General features: G+C 73.4%; 15 protein-coding genes. 10 read left to right on the plus strand and 5 right to left on the minus strand.

The features are described from left to right. Nucleotides 1-737: 737 nt before the first annotated feature. Complete coding sequence (gene paaK, locus BLU95_RS32200; RefSeq protein WP_093863072.1) at nt 738-2,135, plus strand: phenylacetate--CoA ligase PaaK; 1,398 nt, start codon at nt 738-740, stop codon at nt 2,133-2,135. A 68-nt stretch (nt 2,136-2,203) separates the two neighbouring features. Here the strand turns inward: paaK and BLU95_RS32205 are convergent, their stop codons facing one another. Together BLU95_RS32205 and BLU95_RS32210 are read right to left on the minus strand one after the other, a co-directional pair. Beyond that, the gene (locus BLU95_RS32205; protein ID WP_173862177.1) at nt 2,204-2,617 is read right to left on the minus strand and encodes a winged helix DNA-binding protein; all 414 of its coding nucleotides are present in this window, start codon (nt 2,615-2,617) and stop codon (nt 2,204-2,206) included. Between the two features lie 43 nt (nt 2,618-2,660). Further along, entirely contained in the window at nt 2,661-3,506 is an 846-nt protein-coding gene (locus BLU95_RS32210; RefSeq protein WP_093863074.1) for an NAD(P)H-binding protein, read from the minus strand. Nucleotides 3,507-3,668: 162 nt separating this feature from the next. Here BLU95_RS32210 and BLU95_RS32215 point away from each other — a divergent pair, with 162 nt between their 5' ends. From BLU95_RS32215 to BLU95_RS32255, 9 genes are all read left to right on the plus strand, one after another. Further along, nucleotides 3,669-4,160 (plus strand): MarR family winged helix-turn-helix transcriptional regulator, encoded by a 492-nt coding sequence (locus BLU95_RS32215; RefSeq protein ID WP_093863075.1) that lies wholly within the window; start codon nt 3,669-3,671, stop codon nt 4,158-4,160. Nucleotides 4,161-4,237: 77 nt separating this feature from the next. Further along, nucleotides 4,238-4,594, plus strand: a complete 357-nt coding sequence (locus tag BLU95_RS32220; protein ID WP_093865279.1) for an ArsR/SmtB family transcription factor — start codon at nt 4,238-4,240, stop codon at nt 4,592-4,594. Nucleotides 4,595-4,736: 142 nt separating this feature from the next. After that, complete coding sequence (locus tag BLU95_RS32225; RefSeq protein ID WP_093863076.1) at nt 4,737-6,167, plus strand: MFS transporter; 1,431 nt, start codon at nt 4,737-4,739, stop codon at nt 6,165-6,167. Between the two features lie 453 nt (nt 6,168-6,620). Next, on the plus strand, nt 6,621-8,054 hold the full coding sequence (gene galT, locus BLU95_RS32230; RefSeq protein WP_093863077.1) for a galactose-1-phosphate uridylyltransferase: 1,434 nt from the start codon (nt 6,621-6,623) through the stop codon (nt 8,052-8,054). Continuing rightward, entirely contained in the window at nt 8,051-9,208 is a 1,158-nt protein-coding gene (gene galK / locus BLU95_RS32235) for a galactokinase (protein ID WP_093863078.1), read from the plus strand. Before galT ends, galK begins: the two co-directional genes overlap by 4 nt. Before the next feature lie 188 nt (nt 9,209-9,396). Further along, the gene (locus tag BLU95_RS32240; protein WP_093863079.1) at nt 9,397-10,227 is read left to right on the plus strand and encodes an SDR family NAD(P)-dependent oxidoreductase; all 831 of its coding nucleotides are present in this window, start codon (nt 9,397-9,399) and stop codon (nt 10,225-10,227) included. A gap of 106 nt (nt 10,228-10,333) precedes the next feature. Next, the gene (locus BLU95_RS32245) at nt 10,334-11,338 is read left to right on the plus strand and encodes a helix-turn-helix domain-containing protein (protein ID WP_093863080.1); all 1,005 of its coding nucleotides are present in this window, start codon (nt 10,334-10,336) and stop codon (nt 11,336-11,338) included. Between the two features lie 173 nt (nt 11,339-11,511). Next, the gene (locus BLU95_RS32250) at nt 11,512-11,712 is read left to right on the plus strand and encodes a hypothetical protein (RefSeq protein WP_093863081.1); all 201 of its coding nucleotides are present in this window, start codon (nt 11,512-11,514) and stop codon (nt 11,710-11,712) included. Then, nucleotides 11,661-12,254 (plus strand): hypothetical protein, encoded by a 594-nt coding sequence (locus BLU95_RS32255; protein WP_093863082.1) that lies wholly within the window; start codon nt 11,661-11,663, stop codon nt 12,252-12,254. Before BLU95_RS32250 ends, BLU95_RS32255 begins: the two co-directional genes overlap by 52 nt. On the opposite strand, the gene BLU95_RS44530 is transcribed toward BLU95_RS32255, so the two are convergent. The 3 genes from BLU95_RS44530 to BLU95_RS32265 form a co-directional block, all read right to left on the minus strand. Then, entirely contained in the window at nt 12,208-12,561 is a 354-nt protein-coding gene (locus BLU95_RS44530; RefSeq protein WP_231977935.1) for a hypothetical protein, read from the minus strand. The two genes, BLU95_RS32255 and BLU95_RS44530, sit on opposite strands and share 47 nt — an antisense overlap. 12 nt (nt 12,562-12,573) lie before the next feature. Next, complete coding sequence (locus tag BLU95_RS44535; protein ID WP_231977936.1) at nt 12,574-13,200, minus strand: LD-carboxypeptidase; 627 nt, start codon at nt 13,198-13,200, stop codon at nt 12,574-12,576. A gap of 124 nt (nt 13,201-13,324) precedes the next feature. Further along, complete coding sequence (locus BLU95_RS32265; RefSeq protein ID WP_173862179.1) at nt 13,325-13,702, minus strand: hypothetical protein; 378 nt, start codon at nt 13,700-13,702, stop codon at nt 13,325-13,327. Nucleotides 13,703-13,872: the final 170 nt, after the last annotated feature.

Genomic DNA, 13,872 nt, shown 5'->3' on the forward strand with positions numbered 1-13,872 from the left:
TCCTGTGCCCGATGAACGGCAACCGACTCGGTCCGGGACGGCACTCGCCCTCAGGGCGGCCGCGGAGCGCACGACGGCTCTGTCGCGGGCCGCGGCGGGACGGACGAGCACACCCGCGCCGACCAAGGCGGTGACCAGCACCGGCCAGACCCGCGCGGCGGGCGGCACCGCGCCGACGCCGAGGTCCGGCGGCACGGCGAGGCGGACCAGGACGAGGGCGGCCGCCGCGAGCCACCACCGGCGCGAGCCGTCGGCGAGCTGGGGCCGCGTCTTGCCGGGCAGTGGCCGGCGGTAGTGGAACCGAGGCGGGGGCAGGGCCGGTGGTGCGGGCGGGGTGCGGAGACAGGTCCGGCCGGCGGGGCGACGGACGGCTCCGCCCCGCGGCCCGGCGCCGGTCGGTTCGAGGCGGTGTGTGACATCGGATCGGTTCATGTGCTCCTGCTCCGCTCACCTGGTCGTGGGTGGGGGTGGGGGGGTGACGACGACCAGCTTTCCCGCTCGGCCGATCCCTGCCATCTGCCGATCGGCAGGGATCCGGTGCCTTTTTCCGGAGCGAGAACCTGCCGATCGGCACAGGTTGGCGCCCAGGGGCGGGGGCAAAGTTCTGAGCGAGGCGATGGACGCCGACCTGCCGGGGCACCGGCGTGCCGAGCCTTGACAGGTGGTTCGGGCACTGGGTTACTTGGCTCCGGCCAGGGCCGACCGAATGGTCGGTAGTGAGTTCTGAAGGAGGCACGATGAGCGGCGGAGCGACGGATCCGGGTACGCCCTCGGGTCAGGGAGGAGCGGTGCGGGCGCCGGCGCGTCTCGGCGAGGCGCCGCCGGCGGAACTCCTGGACGCCGGTGAGCGGATGACCGCCGACGAGCTGCGGGCGCACCAGCTCAAGCACCTGCGGGCCACGCTGCGCCACGCCTACGACAACGTCGAACTGTACCGGCGGAAGTTCGACGCGGCCGGCGTCACGCCCGAGGACTGCCGTGCCCTCGCCGACCTCGCCCGCTTCCCCTTCACCACCAAGGCCGACCTGCGCGACACGTACCCGTTCGGCATGTTCGCCGTCCCGAAGGAGAAGGTCCGCCGGATCCACGCCTCGAGCGGGACGACCGGCCTGCCGACCGTGGTCGGCTACACCGAGCACGACCTGGACGTCTGGGCGGACGTGGTGGCCCGCTCGATCCGCGCGGCGGGCGGGCGGCCCGGCCAGACGGTCCACATCGCGTACGGCTACGGCCTGTTCACCGGTGGACTGGGCGCGCACGCGGGTGCCGAGCGTGCCGGCTGCACCGTGGTCCCGGCCTCCGGCGGTATGACGGCCCGCCAGGTCCGGCTCATCCAGGACCTCCGGCCCGAGGTCATCATGGTCACCCCGTCCTACCTGCTCACCCTGCTGGACGAGTTCGAGCGACAGGGGGTCGACCCGCGCGGCACCTCGCTGCGGATCGGAATCTTCGGCGCCGAACCCTGGACGGAGGAGATGCGCGCGGAGATCGAGCGGCGGATGGACCTCCACGCCGTGGACATCTACGGACTCTCCGAGGTGATGGGGCCGGGTGTCGCGCAGGAGTGCGTGGAGACCAAGGACGGTCTGCACATCTGGGAGGACCACTTCTACCCGGAGGTCGTCGACCCGCTGACCGACGAAGTGCTGCCGGGCGGCGAGAGCGGCGAACTCGTCTTCACCTCACTCACCAAGGAGGCGTTGCCGGTGATCCGTTACCGCACCCGCGACCTCACCCGGCTGCTGCCCGGCACCGCGCGCCCCGCGTTCCGCCGGATGGCCAAGGTGACGGGCCGCAGTGACGACATGATCATCCTGCGCGGGGTCAACGTCTTCCCTACCCAGATCGAGGAGATCCTGCTGCGGGTGCCCGCCGTCGCACCCCACTTCCAGTTGCGGCTGACTCGCCGGGGCCGGCTGGACCACATGACGGTGCGGGTCGAGGCGCGGCCGGAAGCCGGGTCCGGCGAGCGCGAGGAGGCCGTCGGGGCGATCGTGCGGGGGGTGAAGGGCGGCGTTGGGGTGAGCGTGGACGTCGAGGTGGTGGACCCGTACACCTTGGAGCGTTCGGTCGGCAAGATCCGTCGGATCGAGGACCTTCGGGGGGACGGAGGGGCGAGCGGAGAGGAGGGGTGAACGGACGGAGGGGAGCGAGCCGAGGGACGAGGTCCGCCGGGCGGCAGCGGATCAGTCCGGGTCATGGCTCAGTGCCCCTGGTCGGACTCCAGGTTGAGAGTCATCCGCTTCAGGACGCCGACCGCGGTCCGGTACTCCTCGGGCGAGATACCGGCGACGGAGGCCGCACGGAAGGCGGCGACGTGCTTGCCGACCCGGGCGAGGCGGGCGCGGCCGTCCTCGGACAGGGCGAGGTGCTCCGTTGCCGGTCGGACGGCCCAGCCGTCGGCGAGGACGGTGGTAATGGCGTCGGTCAGCTCGGCGGGTGAGGCGTTGGCGGTCAGAGTGGTGAGGACGGTGGTGTCGGTCACCCGCGGGTGGGTCTCGACGACATTGAGCACCTGCCAGGCCAGTCGGGTGAGGCCGGACTCGGCGAGCACGGTGTTCATGGTGGTGGTGAGGGCCAGGTCGGTGCGGTTGAGCCAGTAGCCGATGGGTTCCACGTCGTCCTCCTGAGTCGGTCGCGACATCGAGGGCGGTGCCGGTTCAGGGCCGGACGAACGCGGCGGTGTTCTCGCCGGCCCACTGGCGGAAGGTCCGCGCGGGGCGGCCGAGGAGGGTCAGGGTGGTGTCGTGAACGGGAGCGGGCCCGTGGGCCGCGGCTTCCCAGAGATTGAGCAAAGAGGTGACGACGGGAACGGGCATGTGACGTCCCATCTGCGCCTCGGCCTCGGAGCGGCTGATCCGCTCGACCGGGATCTCGCGGCCGAGGATCTCGGCGAGGACGGCGAGTTGCTCGCGGAAGGTGAGCGACTCGGGGCCGGTCAGGGTGGGCGCGGAGCCGGTGAGGGAGTCGCCGGTCAGGGCCTCGGCGGCGATGTCGGCGAGGTCCTCGGGGTGGATGGGTGCGATGTGAGCATCCGGGTGGGCGAGTTGGATCGGCAGGCCCTGGCCGATGAAGTGCGCCCAGCCCAGGGAGTTGCTGGCGAAGGCGTCCGGGCGCAGGAAGGTGCAATGGAGGTCGGAGTCCGCGAGGGCGCGCTCGACCAGGAGGCTGTGGCTCGCCAGCGGGTCGTTCTCGGCGTCGGGTCCGAGGACGGAGGACGAGGAGAGGAGGACGACGTGTTCGACGCCGGCTGCTTCGGCGGCCTCGGCGAACGCGTGGATGCCGGCGGGCTGGGGATAGAGGAAGACCTGCTGGACGCCACGCAGTGCGGCGCCGAAGGACTCGGGCCGGTCGAGGGCGAGGTCGGCGCGCTCGATGCCGGCGGGGACGGTCAGCTCGGCGGGGCGGGCGCTGGCAGCGCGGACGGAGTGCCCGGCGGCGTGGAGGCGGGCGATGACGCCCCGGCCGACCTTGCCGCGGGCGCCGGTGACAAGGGTGGTGGTCATAAGAAGGAGTCCGTTCGTTTTCGTCGAGTGGTGAGGCCGACGGGGGCCGAGTGAGCGCACCCCGCCAAAATGGGTGTCCAGGTACATATGCATGATGTCTTGCACATGTTTTCGCGTCAACACATATCTTCGCCGGTTCACGCATACGGATAGGCTGGCCGCATGACGACGAAGCCCGGGTCGGGCGAGGGTGAGGACCTCCTGAACGCCGTGGGGCCGGCCTTCGGGCGGCTGCGGCGCTCCTCGCTGCTCGATGTCGAGGACCCGATCTCCCAGAAGGACCTCAGTCGGACGCTGGTTCTGCGAATCGTCCAGGATGTCACTGGTCAGGACGGCCACGAGGTGACCGTCGGAGCCGTTGCCGAGCACCTGGGCGTCGATCCCTCGGTGGGCAGTCGCATGGTGTCGGACTGCATCTCCGCCGGATATCTGGTCCGCGCCGCCTCCCAGCAGGACGGCCGCCGGACCGTCCTGCTCCTCAGTCCGGAGGGCGAGGACTTGATGGAGCGTTTCCGGCAGTACCAGCGTTCGGCCTTCGAGCAGATCACCGCCGACTGGCCCGACGGTGAGCGGCTGGAGTTCGCCCGCCTGATGGTGAAGTACGTCGAGTCCCAGGACGCCCTGCGTACCCGCGTCCGCCGCACCCACCGCTGAACTCGGCCGCATCGTCAACGGCGGACCGCCCTCCTCGGCTTGACGTGCCGGCCCCGTGGGATGTCTACGATGAGGACATGAGCGGGAGCCTCCAGGTATCAGGTGCACATGCCTCGCAGTTGGCCGAGGGGGATGAACGGCTGGATGTCGCTGCCGGGATCCTTGCCCTGTTGGCCGACCGGACCCGGCTCGCGCTGCTGCAGCGGTTGAGCGAGGGGGAGGCCGATGTGACGACCCTGACCGAGGCGGCCGGTGCGGCGCGTCCGTCGGTGAGCCAGCACCTCGGCAAGCTGAGGCTGGCCGGGCTGGTGTCCACGCGCAAGGACGGGCGCCGGGTCGTGTACGCGCTGCGGCACGGGCACCTGCGGCGGCTGGTCCAGGAGGCGCTCAGTGCGGCCGACCACCAGATCAGCGGACTGCCGCCGCACGACTGAGCCCCGCCGCGCCGCCTCCTGAGGCCTCTTGGGAGGCCTTTCGCGCCCAATGGGTGCACGCGTACGCACATGTTGTCCTATCCTGGAGGGGACCCCACCGGCCCGCGCCGCCCCGGCGCGCTCCGCACGAACGGAGTCCCCGATGCTGTCCGTCCTCCGTAATCGCACCTACCGGCACCTGTTCGTCGCCCAGGTCGTCGCCCTCGCCGGGACGGGCCTGGCCACCGTGGCACTGGGTCTGCTCGCCTACGATCTCGCCGGGGCCGAGGCCGGGTCGGTGCTCGGCACGGCGTTGGCGATCAAGATGGTCGCCTACGTCGGTATCGCCCCGGTCGTGGCCGCGCTCGCGCACCGGATCCCGCGCCGCCGGCTGCTGGTCGCCGCCGACCTGGCCCGTGCGGGCGTGGCGCTCGCGCTGCCGTTCGTCGGCTCGGTGTGGCAGGTCTACCTGCTGATCTTCGTTCTCCAGGCGGCCTCGGCCACCTTCACCCCGGCCTTCCAATCGGTGATCCCCGACGTGCTGCCCGAGGAGCGCGACTACACCCGGGCGCTGTCGCTGTCCCGGCTCGCCTACGACACGGAGACCCTGGTCAGTCCGGTGCTGGCAGCCGCGTTGCTGGCGCTGGTCGGGTACCGGTGGCTGTTCTGGGGGACGGTGGTCGGCTTCCTCGCCTCGGCGGTCCTCGTCGTCTCGGTGGTGCTGCCCGGTGCGGTCCTGGCGGCGCGGAGCAACCGCGACCCGGTCGATGCCGACGACGCCCGGGGAGTCGGCGCCCGTTCGGTCGCCGCACGCTCCCTGGCCGGGATCCGGCTCTTCCTCTCCGTGCCGCGCCTGCGGGCGCTGCTCGCCCTGGACCTCGCGGTGGCGGCCGGTGGCGCCATGGTGATCGTCAACACGGTCGTCTACGTCCGCGAGGAACTGGGCCGCTCGGCGGGCGACGTCCCGCTCGCCCTCGGCGCGTACGGCGGAGGCTCGATGCTGGTCGCGCTGCTGCTGCCCCGGGTGCTGGACCGGGTCGCCGACCGAACGGTGATGCTGCCGGCCGCCTTCGCCGTCGCGGGCCTGCTCGCCGTCCTGGCGGCCGTCACCACCGCGGGCGGCGGGGCGTGGCGCTGGCCCGCGCTGCTCGCCCTGTGGGCCGGGCTCGGTGCGGCGGGTTCACTGATCCTGACGCCGGGCGGACGCCTGCTGCGGTCCGCCGTTCCACCGGCCGACCTTCCGGCGGCCTTCGCCGCGCAGTTCTCGCTCACTCACGTCTGCTGGCTGCTCGCGTACCCGCTGGCCGGCTGGCTCGGTGCCACCGCCGGGCTCCCCGCGGCCACGGTCGCGCTCGCCGTCCTCGCCCTGGTGTCGGCGGTCCTCGCAACCCGGGCCTGGCGCACCGGGGCCACCGTCGCCAGCCCTGTCGCCGGCCCTGCTGCCGGTCCTGTCGCCGGCCCGGTGGCGATCACCGTGACGGTTCGCCCTCACCGCCGCCAGGTCCGTCGACCCGTCCACCGGCTCCCCCTGCACGCCCCGTCCGGCCGGGCCCTGGTCCGGCATCACCACCACCGCCACCCCGCGGCCCACTGACAAGGACCGCCCACCGCGCCCCCGGAAGCCTTCGCTCCCGGGGGCGCTGCACGTTCGGCCGCGCCCGGCCGCGCCCGGCCATGTCCGGACCCGCAGTCGGACCCGCGTCCGGCCTGTGTGCGCACCCCATGGTCCGGGTGACGTCCGGTCGTCGAAGTCGTTGCTCCGAGCGGGGATTCCGGGTGGAGGTTCAGGCTGGGCGGCCGCGCGGGGCGGGTGGTGCGCGCCGGCTCTCGGTCGGTCTGTGAGCATCCGTGGCGGGTGGAAGACTCGGCAGGCCCGGCGGCCGGGTCGCCTCGTACGGTCCGCTGTGCCGACCAGGGAGGATGCGCATTGACGCCCGACCGGCGGCCGATTTCGGAATCGGGGTGGACCCAGGGCTCGCATGTTGATTCATGTTCGATATTGTTTGTTCATGTGGTTGAAGGGAAGCCCCAGGAGAGGGAGCACGTCATGGCCCCAACGGTGACCGACGCGGCCGGCCAGGCCGACGCGAGCGGGTCGGCAGCTGCGAACGGGACGAACGGCGCCGCCGCATCGTCCCGCCCGAACGCGCACCCCGACGCAGGTGTTCAGGCCGACGCAAGCGCTCAGGCCGGTACGAGTGCTCAGGCCGGTTCGAGCGGGCAGGCCGGTGCGACGACCAGGACGGTCACCGAACTGGCCGACGGCCGCGAACTGATCTACTACGACCGGGGCACGCCGCCCACCGGCCGGGCCGTTGCCGACCTGCGTCCGCTGGACGCCGCCGCGCCCTCCTCCGAGGTCCGGCAGGATCCGATGACCGGCGCCTGGGTGACCGTCGCCGCCCACCGCCAGGCGCGCACCTACCACCCGCCGGCCGACGAGTGCCCGCTCTGCCCCAGCCGCGAGGGCCGGTTGAGCGAGATCCCGGCCGACGACTACCAGGTGGCCGTTTTCGAGAACCGCTTCCCCTCCCTCGCGGGCGACCCCGGCACCCACCCCGTGCCGCTCGCCCTCGACGACCCGCTGCACGGTCGCGGGCCGGGTGTCGGCCGGTGCGAGGTGGTGTGCTTCACCGCCGACCACGAGGCCTCCTTCGCCGATCTCGACGAGGACCGCGCCCGCCTGGTGCTGGACGCCTGGACCGACCGCACTGCCGAACTCTCCGCCCTGCCCGGTGTCCGGCAGGTCTACTGCTTCGAGAACCGCGGCACCGAGATCGGCGTCACCCTCGCCCACCCGCACGGCCAGGTCTACGCGTTGCCGTTCGTCCCCCCGCGCACCGCCAAGATGATCGACCAGGCCGCCCGGTACCGCGCCGCCACCGGCCGCAACCTCTTCGACGACCTCGTCGCTGCCGAAAGAGCATCCGCCGGGCAACCGTCCGCCGAGCACCCCGAGCGCCCCGAGCACCCCGACGGCAGTCGGGTCGTGCTGGCGGGGGAGTACTGGACGGCCTTCGTGCCGTTCGCCGCCCGCTGGCCCTACGAGGTCCACCTCTTCCCCAACCGCCGGGTGCCCGACTTCACCGGGCTGAACGAGGACGAGCGCGCCGAGTTCCCCCGGATCTACCTCGACCTGCTGCGCCGCTTCGACCGGCTCTTCAGCGACGAGAACCGGAAGGTCCGCGCTCCCTACATCGCGGCCTGGCACCAGGCCCCGAACGGTCACGAGGACGAACTCGCCCTCCACCTGGAGCTGTTCACCGTCCGGCGGACGGCGGACAAGCTCAAGTACCTGGCGGGTACCGAGTCCGGCATGGAGGCGTTCATGAACGACGTCGCCCCGGAGTCCGCGGCCCGGCGGCTTCGTGAGGTCGGCTCCACCACCCCGGCCGCTGAGGCCGCCCCGGTCACCCCGGCTGCCCCGACCACCCCGGCCGCTCCGGCCACCAAGACGACCGACGAGGAACCGCAGCGATGACCCCCACGCCCCCCACCTCCCCGTCCGCCGCCTTCGAGGAGCTCTACGGCCACGCCCCCGAGGGCGTCTGGGCGGCCCCCGGCCGGGTCAACCTGATCGGCGAACACACCGACTACAACGACGGGTTCGTCCTCCCGATCGCCCTCCCGCAGGCCGTCCGCGCCTACGCCCGCCGCCGCGCCGACGGCGTGCTGCGCCTCGCCTCGACCCGGGTCCCCGGCGAGGTCGTCGAACTGTCCGTCGACGGTCTGGCCCCGGGCGGCGTGTCCGGCTGGGCCGCGTACCCCGCCGCGGTCGTCTGGACGCTGCGCGAGGCGGGCCACGCGATCGGCGGCGCCGACGTCCTGCTCGACAGCGACGTGCCCGGCGGCGCCGGCCTCTCCTCCTCCGCCGCACTGGAGTGCGCGGTCGCGACCACCTACAACGACCTGTACGAACTCGGCCTGGAAGCAGCCGAGCTGGCCCTGATCGCGCAGCGGGCCGAGAACGACTTCGTCGGTGTCCCGTGCGGGATCATGGACCAGATGGCCTCGATGGCCTGCCGCGCCGGGACCGCCCTCCACCTGGACACGCGCGACCTCTCCGCCCGGTACGTCCCGCTCGACCTCGCGGGTTCGGGCCTCACCCTCCTGGTGCTCGACACCCGGGTGCAGCACGACCTCGCCGACGGCGCCTACGCCGCTCTTCGTGCCGGTTGCGAACGCGCCGCCGCGCTCCTGGGGCTGCCGGCGCTGCGCGACCTCGCCGCCGCCGACCTCCCCGCCGCCCTGGACCGGCTGCCGGCCGAACTGGTCCCGCTGGTCCGGCACGTGGTGACCGAGAACGGTCGGGTCGAGCAGACGATGCGGGAGCTGGAGCAGCACGGTCCGGCGGCCCTCGGACCGATCCTCACCGCCGGGCACGCCTCCCTGGGCGACGACTACCGGACGTCCTGTCCGGAGACGGACCTCGCGGTCTCCGTCGCCGTCGCGGCCGGGGCGCTCGGCGCGCGGATGACCGGCGGCGGCTTCGGCGGCTCGGTGATCGCCCTGACCCGGACGGCCGACGCGGACGCGGTGGCCAAGGCGGTCACCGAGGCTTTCCTGGCCGAGGGTTGGGCCGAGCCGCACGTCTACCGGGCCGTGCCCTCCGCGGGCGCCCGCCGGGAGTCCTGACCGCACTCCGCGCCGAGCCCCCGACACCACCCCCCGCCGCGGCCGCGCGACCGCGTCCGCCCCCGCCGACCCCCGGCGGGGGCGGACGCACGCCCGGGCAGCTCCGCCCTCCCGCCAGGGTGGTCCCGCCGGACCCAGGGTCGGAACGGGCCTGGTCCGCCCCTCCTTCCGGCGGCGAGGCTGGTCCCATGACCAATACCCACCGGAACACACCCGCCGCCATCGCCGGCGAGAGCGACCGCACCACCCAGGACCAGGACTTCGACGGCCGGACCGTGCTCGTCACCGGAGGCACGAGCGGCATGGGACTCGCCACCGCGCGGGTGCTGCTGGACCGCGGCGCCAACGTGGTGATCACCGGCCGCGACGACGCCCGCCTTGCCCGCGCCGAGGCCGGACTCGCCGCCGGTGAGCGGGTGTTCGCGGTGCGCGCCGACTCCGCCCGCCCGTCCGACCTGGCCCGGCTGGCCGAGCGGGTGGGGGAGCGGTACGGCCACCTCCACGGTGTGTTCGCCAATGCCGGGGTCGGCGTCTTCGAGACCCCGGCCGAGGTGACCGAGGAGAGCTTCGACCGCACCGTGGACGTCAACTTCAAGGGCGTCTTCTTCACCGTCCAGCACGCCCTTCCGCTGCTGGAGCAGGCCCCGGGCGGCGGCGCCGCGATCGTCCTCAACGCCTCCTGGACCCTGCACCGGGGCCTGCCCAACGCCCCGGTGTACGCGGCGACCAAGGCCGCCGTGCACAACCTGGCCCGCACCCTCGGCAGCGACTTCGCCGGGCGCGGCATCCGGATCAACTCGGTCAGCCCGGGCTACATCGTCACCGAGATGTTCCACGAGGTGATCACCGAACCGGAGCAGCAGGAAGCCGTGCGGGCGCAGGTGCCGATCGGGCGTCTGGGCGAGGCGGCGGACGTCGCCGAGACCGTTGCCTTCCTGCTCTCGCCCCGGGCCGGCTACATCACCGGCCAGGACATCGTGGTGGACGGCGGTGTGGTGGCGGTCGCGAACTCCTGGTGATGCCCGGACGCGGACACTCGGCCGTCCCCTTCCCCCCGGGCCTGCCCGGTCTGCCTGGTCCTGCCAGGACCAGGCAGACCGGGCGCCGAACGGACAGAATGACCGCATGAGCGCGAACCGAACGAGCCGCCCCGCCCCCACCTCCGGCGCCGCCGCCAGTGCCGCCGCGAGCGTTGTCACCGGCGCTGTCACCGGCACCGGTATCGGTACCACCGCCGCCACCGGCACCCCGAGCGGCCTCGCCGAGTTCCTGCGCACCCGCCGCTCCCGGCTCCGGCCCGAGGACGTGGACCTCCCCGACTTCGGCGGCCGCCGCCGGGTGGCGGGCCTGCGCCGCGAGGAACTCGCCCAACTCGCCGGTGTCAGCGTCGACTACTACACCCGGCTCGAACAGGGTCGGGTCGGCAACCCGTCCGACGTCGTGCTCGACGCGGTCGCCCGCGCGCTGCGCCTCGACCCCGAGGAGGCCGGCCACCTGCACCGCCTCGCCCGCACCCGCCAGGACCGCGCCCGCCCCGGTCGCGGCAGGGGTCCCGCCGCCCCGCAGCAGGTCCGGCCGTCGATGGCCCGGCTGCTCGACGCGATGCCCGACGTCCCGGCCGTGGTCATGGGCCGCCGGATGGACATCCTGGCCTGGAACAGCGCCGCCGTCGCCCTCTTCGGCGACTACGGGACGCTCGCCCCCACCGAACGGAACATCGCCCGGATCACCTTCCTCGACCCGGCCTCGCGCACCCTCTACGACGACTGGGTGGCCTGCGCGCGCGAGAACGTCGCCTTCCTCCACCTGGAGGCCGGCCGCCGCCCCGACGACCCCCGGCTCGCCGAACTGATCGGCGAACTCTCCGTGCGCAGCCAGGAGTTCCGCCACTGGTGGGCGGAACACCCGGTCCGCGACAAGACCTCCGGCCACAAGGTGTTCCACCACCCGCTGGTCGGCCGGATGGAGCTGGTCTACGACACCCTCCGCTCCGCCGACGACCCCGACCAGGCCCTGGTCACCTACACCGCCGACCCGGGGAGTCCTTCCGAGGACGCCCTGCGGATGCTCATCTCCTGGGAGGCGGACCGCGTCGTCCGGCCCGGCCGGGCGCCGTCCGGCGGATCCTGACGGAACTCGGCCGGCTCCGGTGCCACCGGGTCACCGGGCCGCGCGGGGTCCGGCCCCGTCGTCGAGCCGTCGTCGAGCCGTCGTGGAGCCGTCGTGGAGCCGTCGTCGAGCCGCTGCGCGGCAGGTGCCCCGACCCGACGACCCCGGTGCGACGGGCCCTCTACGCTGGAGCGATGCTGCTCCCGAGCGTTCCGCGCACCCGCCTGCGTCCCGCCGACCGGCCGGCCGTCGGCACCCCCTTCGGCCCGCTGACCTTCGGCACGACCCTCGGGAACACCGTCCTCCCCCCGTTGCCCGAGGAGCTCTTCGAGCTGCCGAGCGGTTGCACGGTGGCCCGCTGGTCCGTCCTGCGGCCCGCGTCGAGCTGCTGCTGACCCCGTACGACCCCGACCTCGACCCCGAGTACTGGGAGCCGCTGACCGACTGTCGCGCGGCGGTCTGGCGGATCGACGTCCTGGCACCGATCGGGCGGGTGCGGTTCTCGGCGGAGCTGCCGGCGCGGCTCCCGGAGGGTGCCGTCGCGGACTGGAACGGCGGGCAGGCGCTGGCCGCGATCACGGTGGAGGACGATCACACCCGGCTCACCGTCGGCGGCAACGACGAGGAGGCGATCTGCGGCGCGGCCCTCGCGGGCGAGGCGCCCCGGCGCTGGACGGCGCTGGCCGACGAGGTGTACGCCCGCTCGTTCACCACCTGGGGAGTGGACTTCGGCAACCACCACGGCATGTCCTGGACGCTTCCCCCGCTGCAGCCGGGCGACCACTGCGAACTCCCGGTGGTGGCCGCCTGGGCCCCGGCCGAAGCCGCGGAGAGGTGCGCGAACACCTGGTCCGCCGTCATGCCGTCACCGACGGTGCTGCTGCGCCACGTCACCACCCGGCCGACGCACCGGGCCGACGCCCACTCAGCGGGCTGATCGCGGTCACCGGGTGCGGTGCGACCGCCGGTTCGAGCAACGACAGCGTCCGCCGCCGTGCGTCCAGGCCGACGCGGATGCCCACCGGCATCGGCAGGTTCGGCCCGGCATGCCCGAAGTCCACCTGGCCCAGGACCGGGATGTCACGGTCGCCGAGGACATCGAGGACCAGCTCGGACAGGGTCGGGGAGGCGCCGGGTCCGAGTCCCCCGATCTCGCGCGGAACGCCCACGACCATGCCGGCGATCCGGTCGAGAATGCCGCTGCGCCGCATCACCTGGAGGTAGCTCCACACGTACGAGGGCAAGCCGCCCGTCTCCTATCGGAAGAGCACCGCGCCGTCGAACCGTTCGAGCGGCAGCGCGAACGGCGTCGCCTGCGCCAGCACGATGCGGTTGATCACCCCGCCGATCAGCGGGCCCTCGACCCGGCCGGGACGCCAGCACTCCCAGGACGGGCCGGTGGGCAGCGTGCCGATCGCCTCGGTGCTGGTGAGCAACTTGCCGTAGAGCGAATCGAGTTCCGCTCTGCGCGTCGCCGGCAGGGACTGCCGGCTGCCGCCGAAGCCGGGGACGGCCATGTCGGCGTGGAACCCGACCAGCCCCGTGCGCGCGTGGAGCACCAGGTGCAGCAGTGAGATGTCGCTGTAGCCGAGGATCGGCTTCGGGTCGGCCCCGACCGCCTCGATGTCGATCAGGTCGAGGTAGCCGAGCGCCGTCTGCGCGCCGTCACTGGCGACGATCGCGCGCACCTCGGGGTCGCGCAGCAGGCCGTTGAGCTCCCCGGCGATCTCCACCGGAGCCGCCGCGCTCCACCAGTGCTGCTGTCCCGCCCGGAGGAGCGGAGCCCGGCGCACACGGAATCCCGTCCGTTCGAGCACGGCCACCGTGTGCTGGACGTCGGGTTCGTACTCCGCGGGAAGAGGGCCGGACAGCGAGGCGATCACCACGAGGTCCCCGGGCCTCAGGGCACGCGGTCGAAGCGGATGCGGGCGCAGTGGATGCGGTCGGAGCGGATGCGGCAGCGCGGGACCGGTCACGGCGCCAGTGTCGCCGGTACCACTGGCGGGGTCAGGCGGTTTTCGACGGGCGCTCCTTCGGCCGGTAGTCGGTCCCCGCGGCCTCGATGTGCGCCAGCAGGGCCGACCCCGCGTCAGAGACCTCCAGGTCGACGACGACCTCCTCGTCCTCCCAGCGGCCGTGCTCCGAGATGACGAGGCCGATCAGCGCCACGTCGCCCGCCCGGCCCCGCGCCTCGTACTGCTCGATCGTCTCGCCCCGCAGCCCGTCGTCCGGGTCGTCGCGCTCCCAGGCGTCCACCGCTGCCTGCGCCACGGCCCGGGGCAGTCGTACCGTCACCCGACCGACCTGGGCGTGGACGTGCTCGCCGATCGCGGCCAGTACCTTCGCTTCCTCCCGGTACACGGCGTACCGCTCCTCATTCACCATGGGGGTGACGCTACTCGGACCGCCCGACCCGGCTCGACCGAATTCCACGGTCCGGCCGGAGCCCACCGGCCCGGCGGGCGCGGGACCATCGGCCCGCCCGGATCCACCCGTCCGGCCCTGGCGGTCCGCCCGGCCCGAGGAGTGGGATGGAGGTGTGACCGGGGCCCGGG

The sequence above is a fragment of the Streptomyces sp. TLI_053 genome (assembly GCF_900105395.1).
Taxonomy (GTDB): Bacteria; Actinomycetota; Actinomycetes; order Streptomycetales; family Streptomycetaceae; genus Kitasatospora.

Coding starts and splice junctions, on each gene's coding strand:
- paaK (WP_093863072.1), top strand. CDS start 738: ATGAGCGGCGGAGCGACGGATCCGGGTACGCCCTCGGGTCAGGGAGGA.
- BLU95_RS32210 (WP_093863074.1), bottom strand. CDS start 3,506: ATGACCACCACCCTTGTCACCGGCGCCCGCGGCAAGGTCGGCCGGGGC.
- BLU95_RS32215 (WP_093863075.1), top strand. CDS start 3,669: ATGACGACGAAGCCCGGGTCGGGCGAGGGTGAGGACCTCCTGAACGCC.
- BLU95_RS32220 (WP_093865279.1), top strand. CDS start 4,238: ATGAGCGGGAGCCTCCAGGTATCAGGTGCACATGCCTCGCAGTTGGCC.
- BLU95_RS32225 (WP_093863076.1), top strand. CDS start 4,737: ATGCTGTCCGTCCTCCGTAATCGCACCTACCGGCACCTGTTCGTCGCC.
- galT (WP_093863077.1), top strand. CDS start 6,621: ATGGCCCCAACGGTGACCGACGCGGCCGGCCAGGCCGACGCGAGCGGG.
- galK (WP_093863078.1), top strand. CDS start 8,051: ATGACCCCCACGCCCCCCACCTCCCCGTCCGCCGCCTTCGAGGAGCTC.
- BLU95_RS32240 (WP_093863079.1), top strand. CDS start 9,397: ATGACCAATACCCACCGGAACACACCCGCCGCCATCGCCGGCGAGAGC.
- BLU95_RS32245 (WP_093863080.1), top strand. CDS start 10,334: ATGAGCGCGAACCGAACGAGCCGCCCCGCCCCCACCTCCGGCGCCGCC.
- BLU95_RS32250 (WP_093863081.1), top strand. CDS start 11,512: ATGCTGCTCCCGAGCGTTCCGCGCACCCGCCTGCGTCCCGCCGACCGG.
- BLU95_RS32265 (WP_173862179.1), bottom strand. CDS start 13,702: ATGGTGAATGAGGAGCGGTACGCCGTGTACCGGGAGGAAGCGAAGGTA.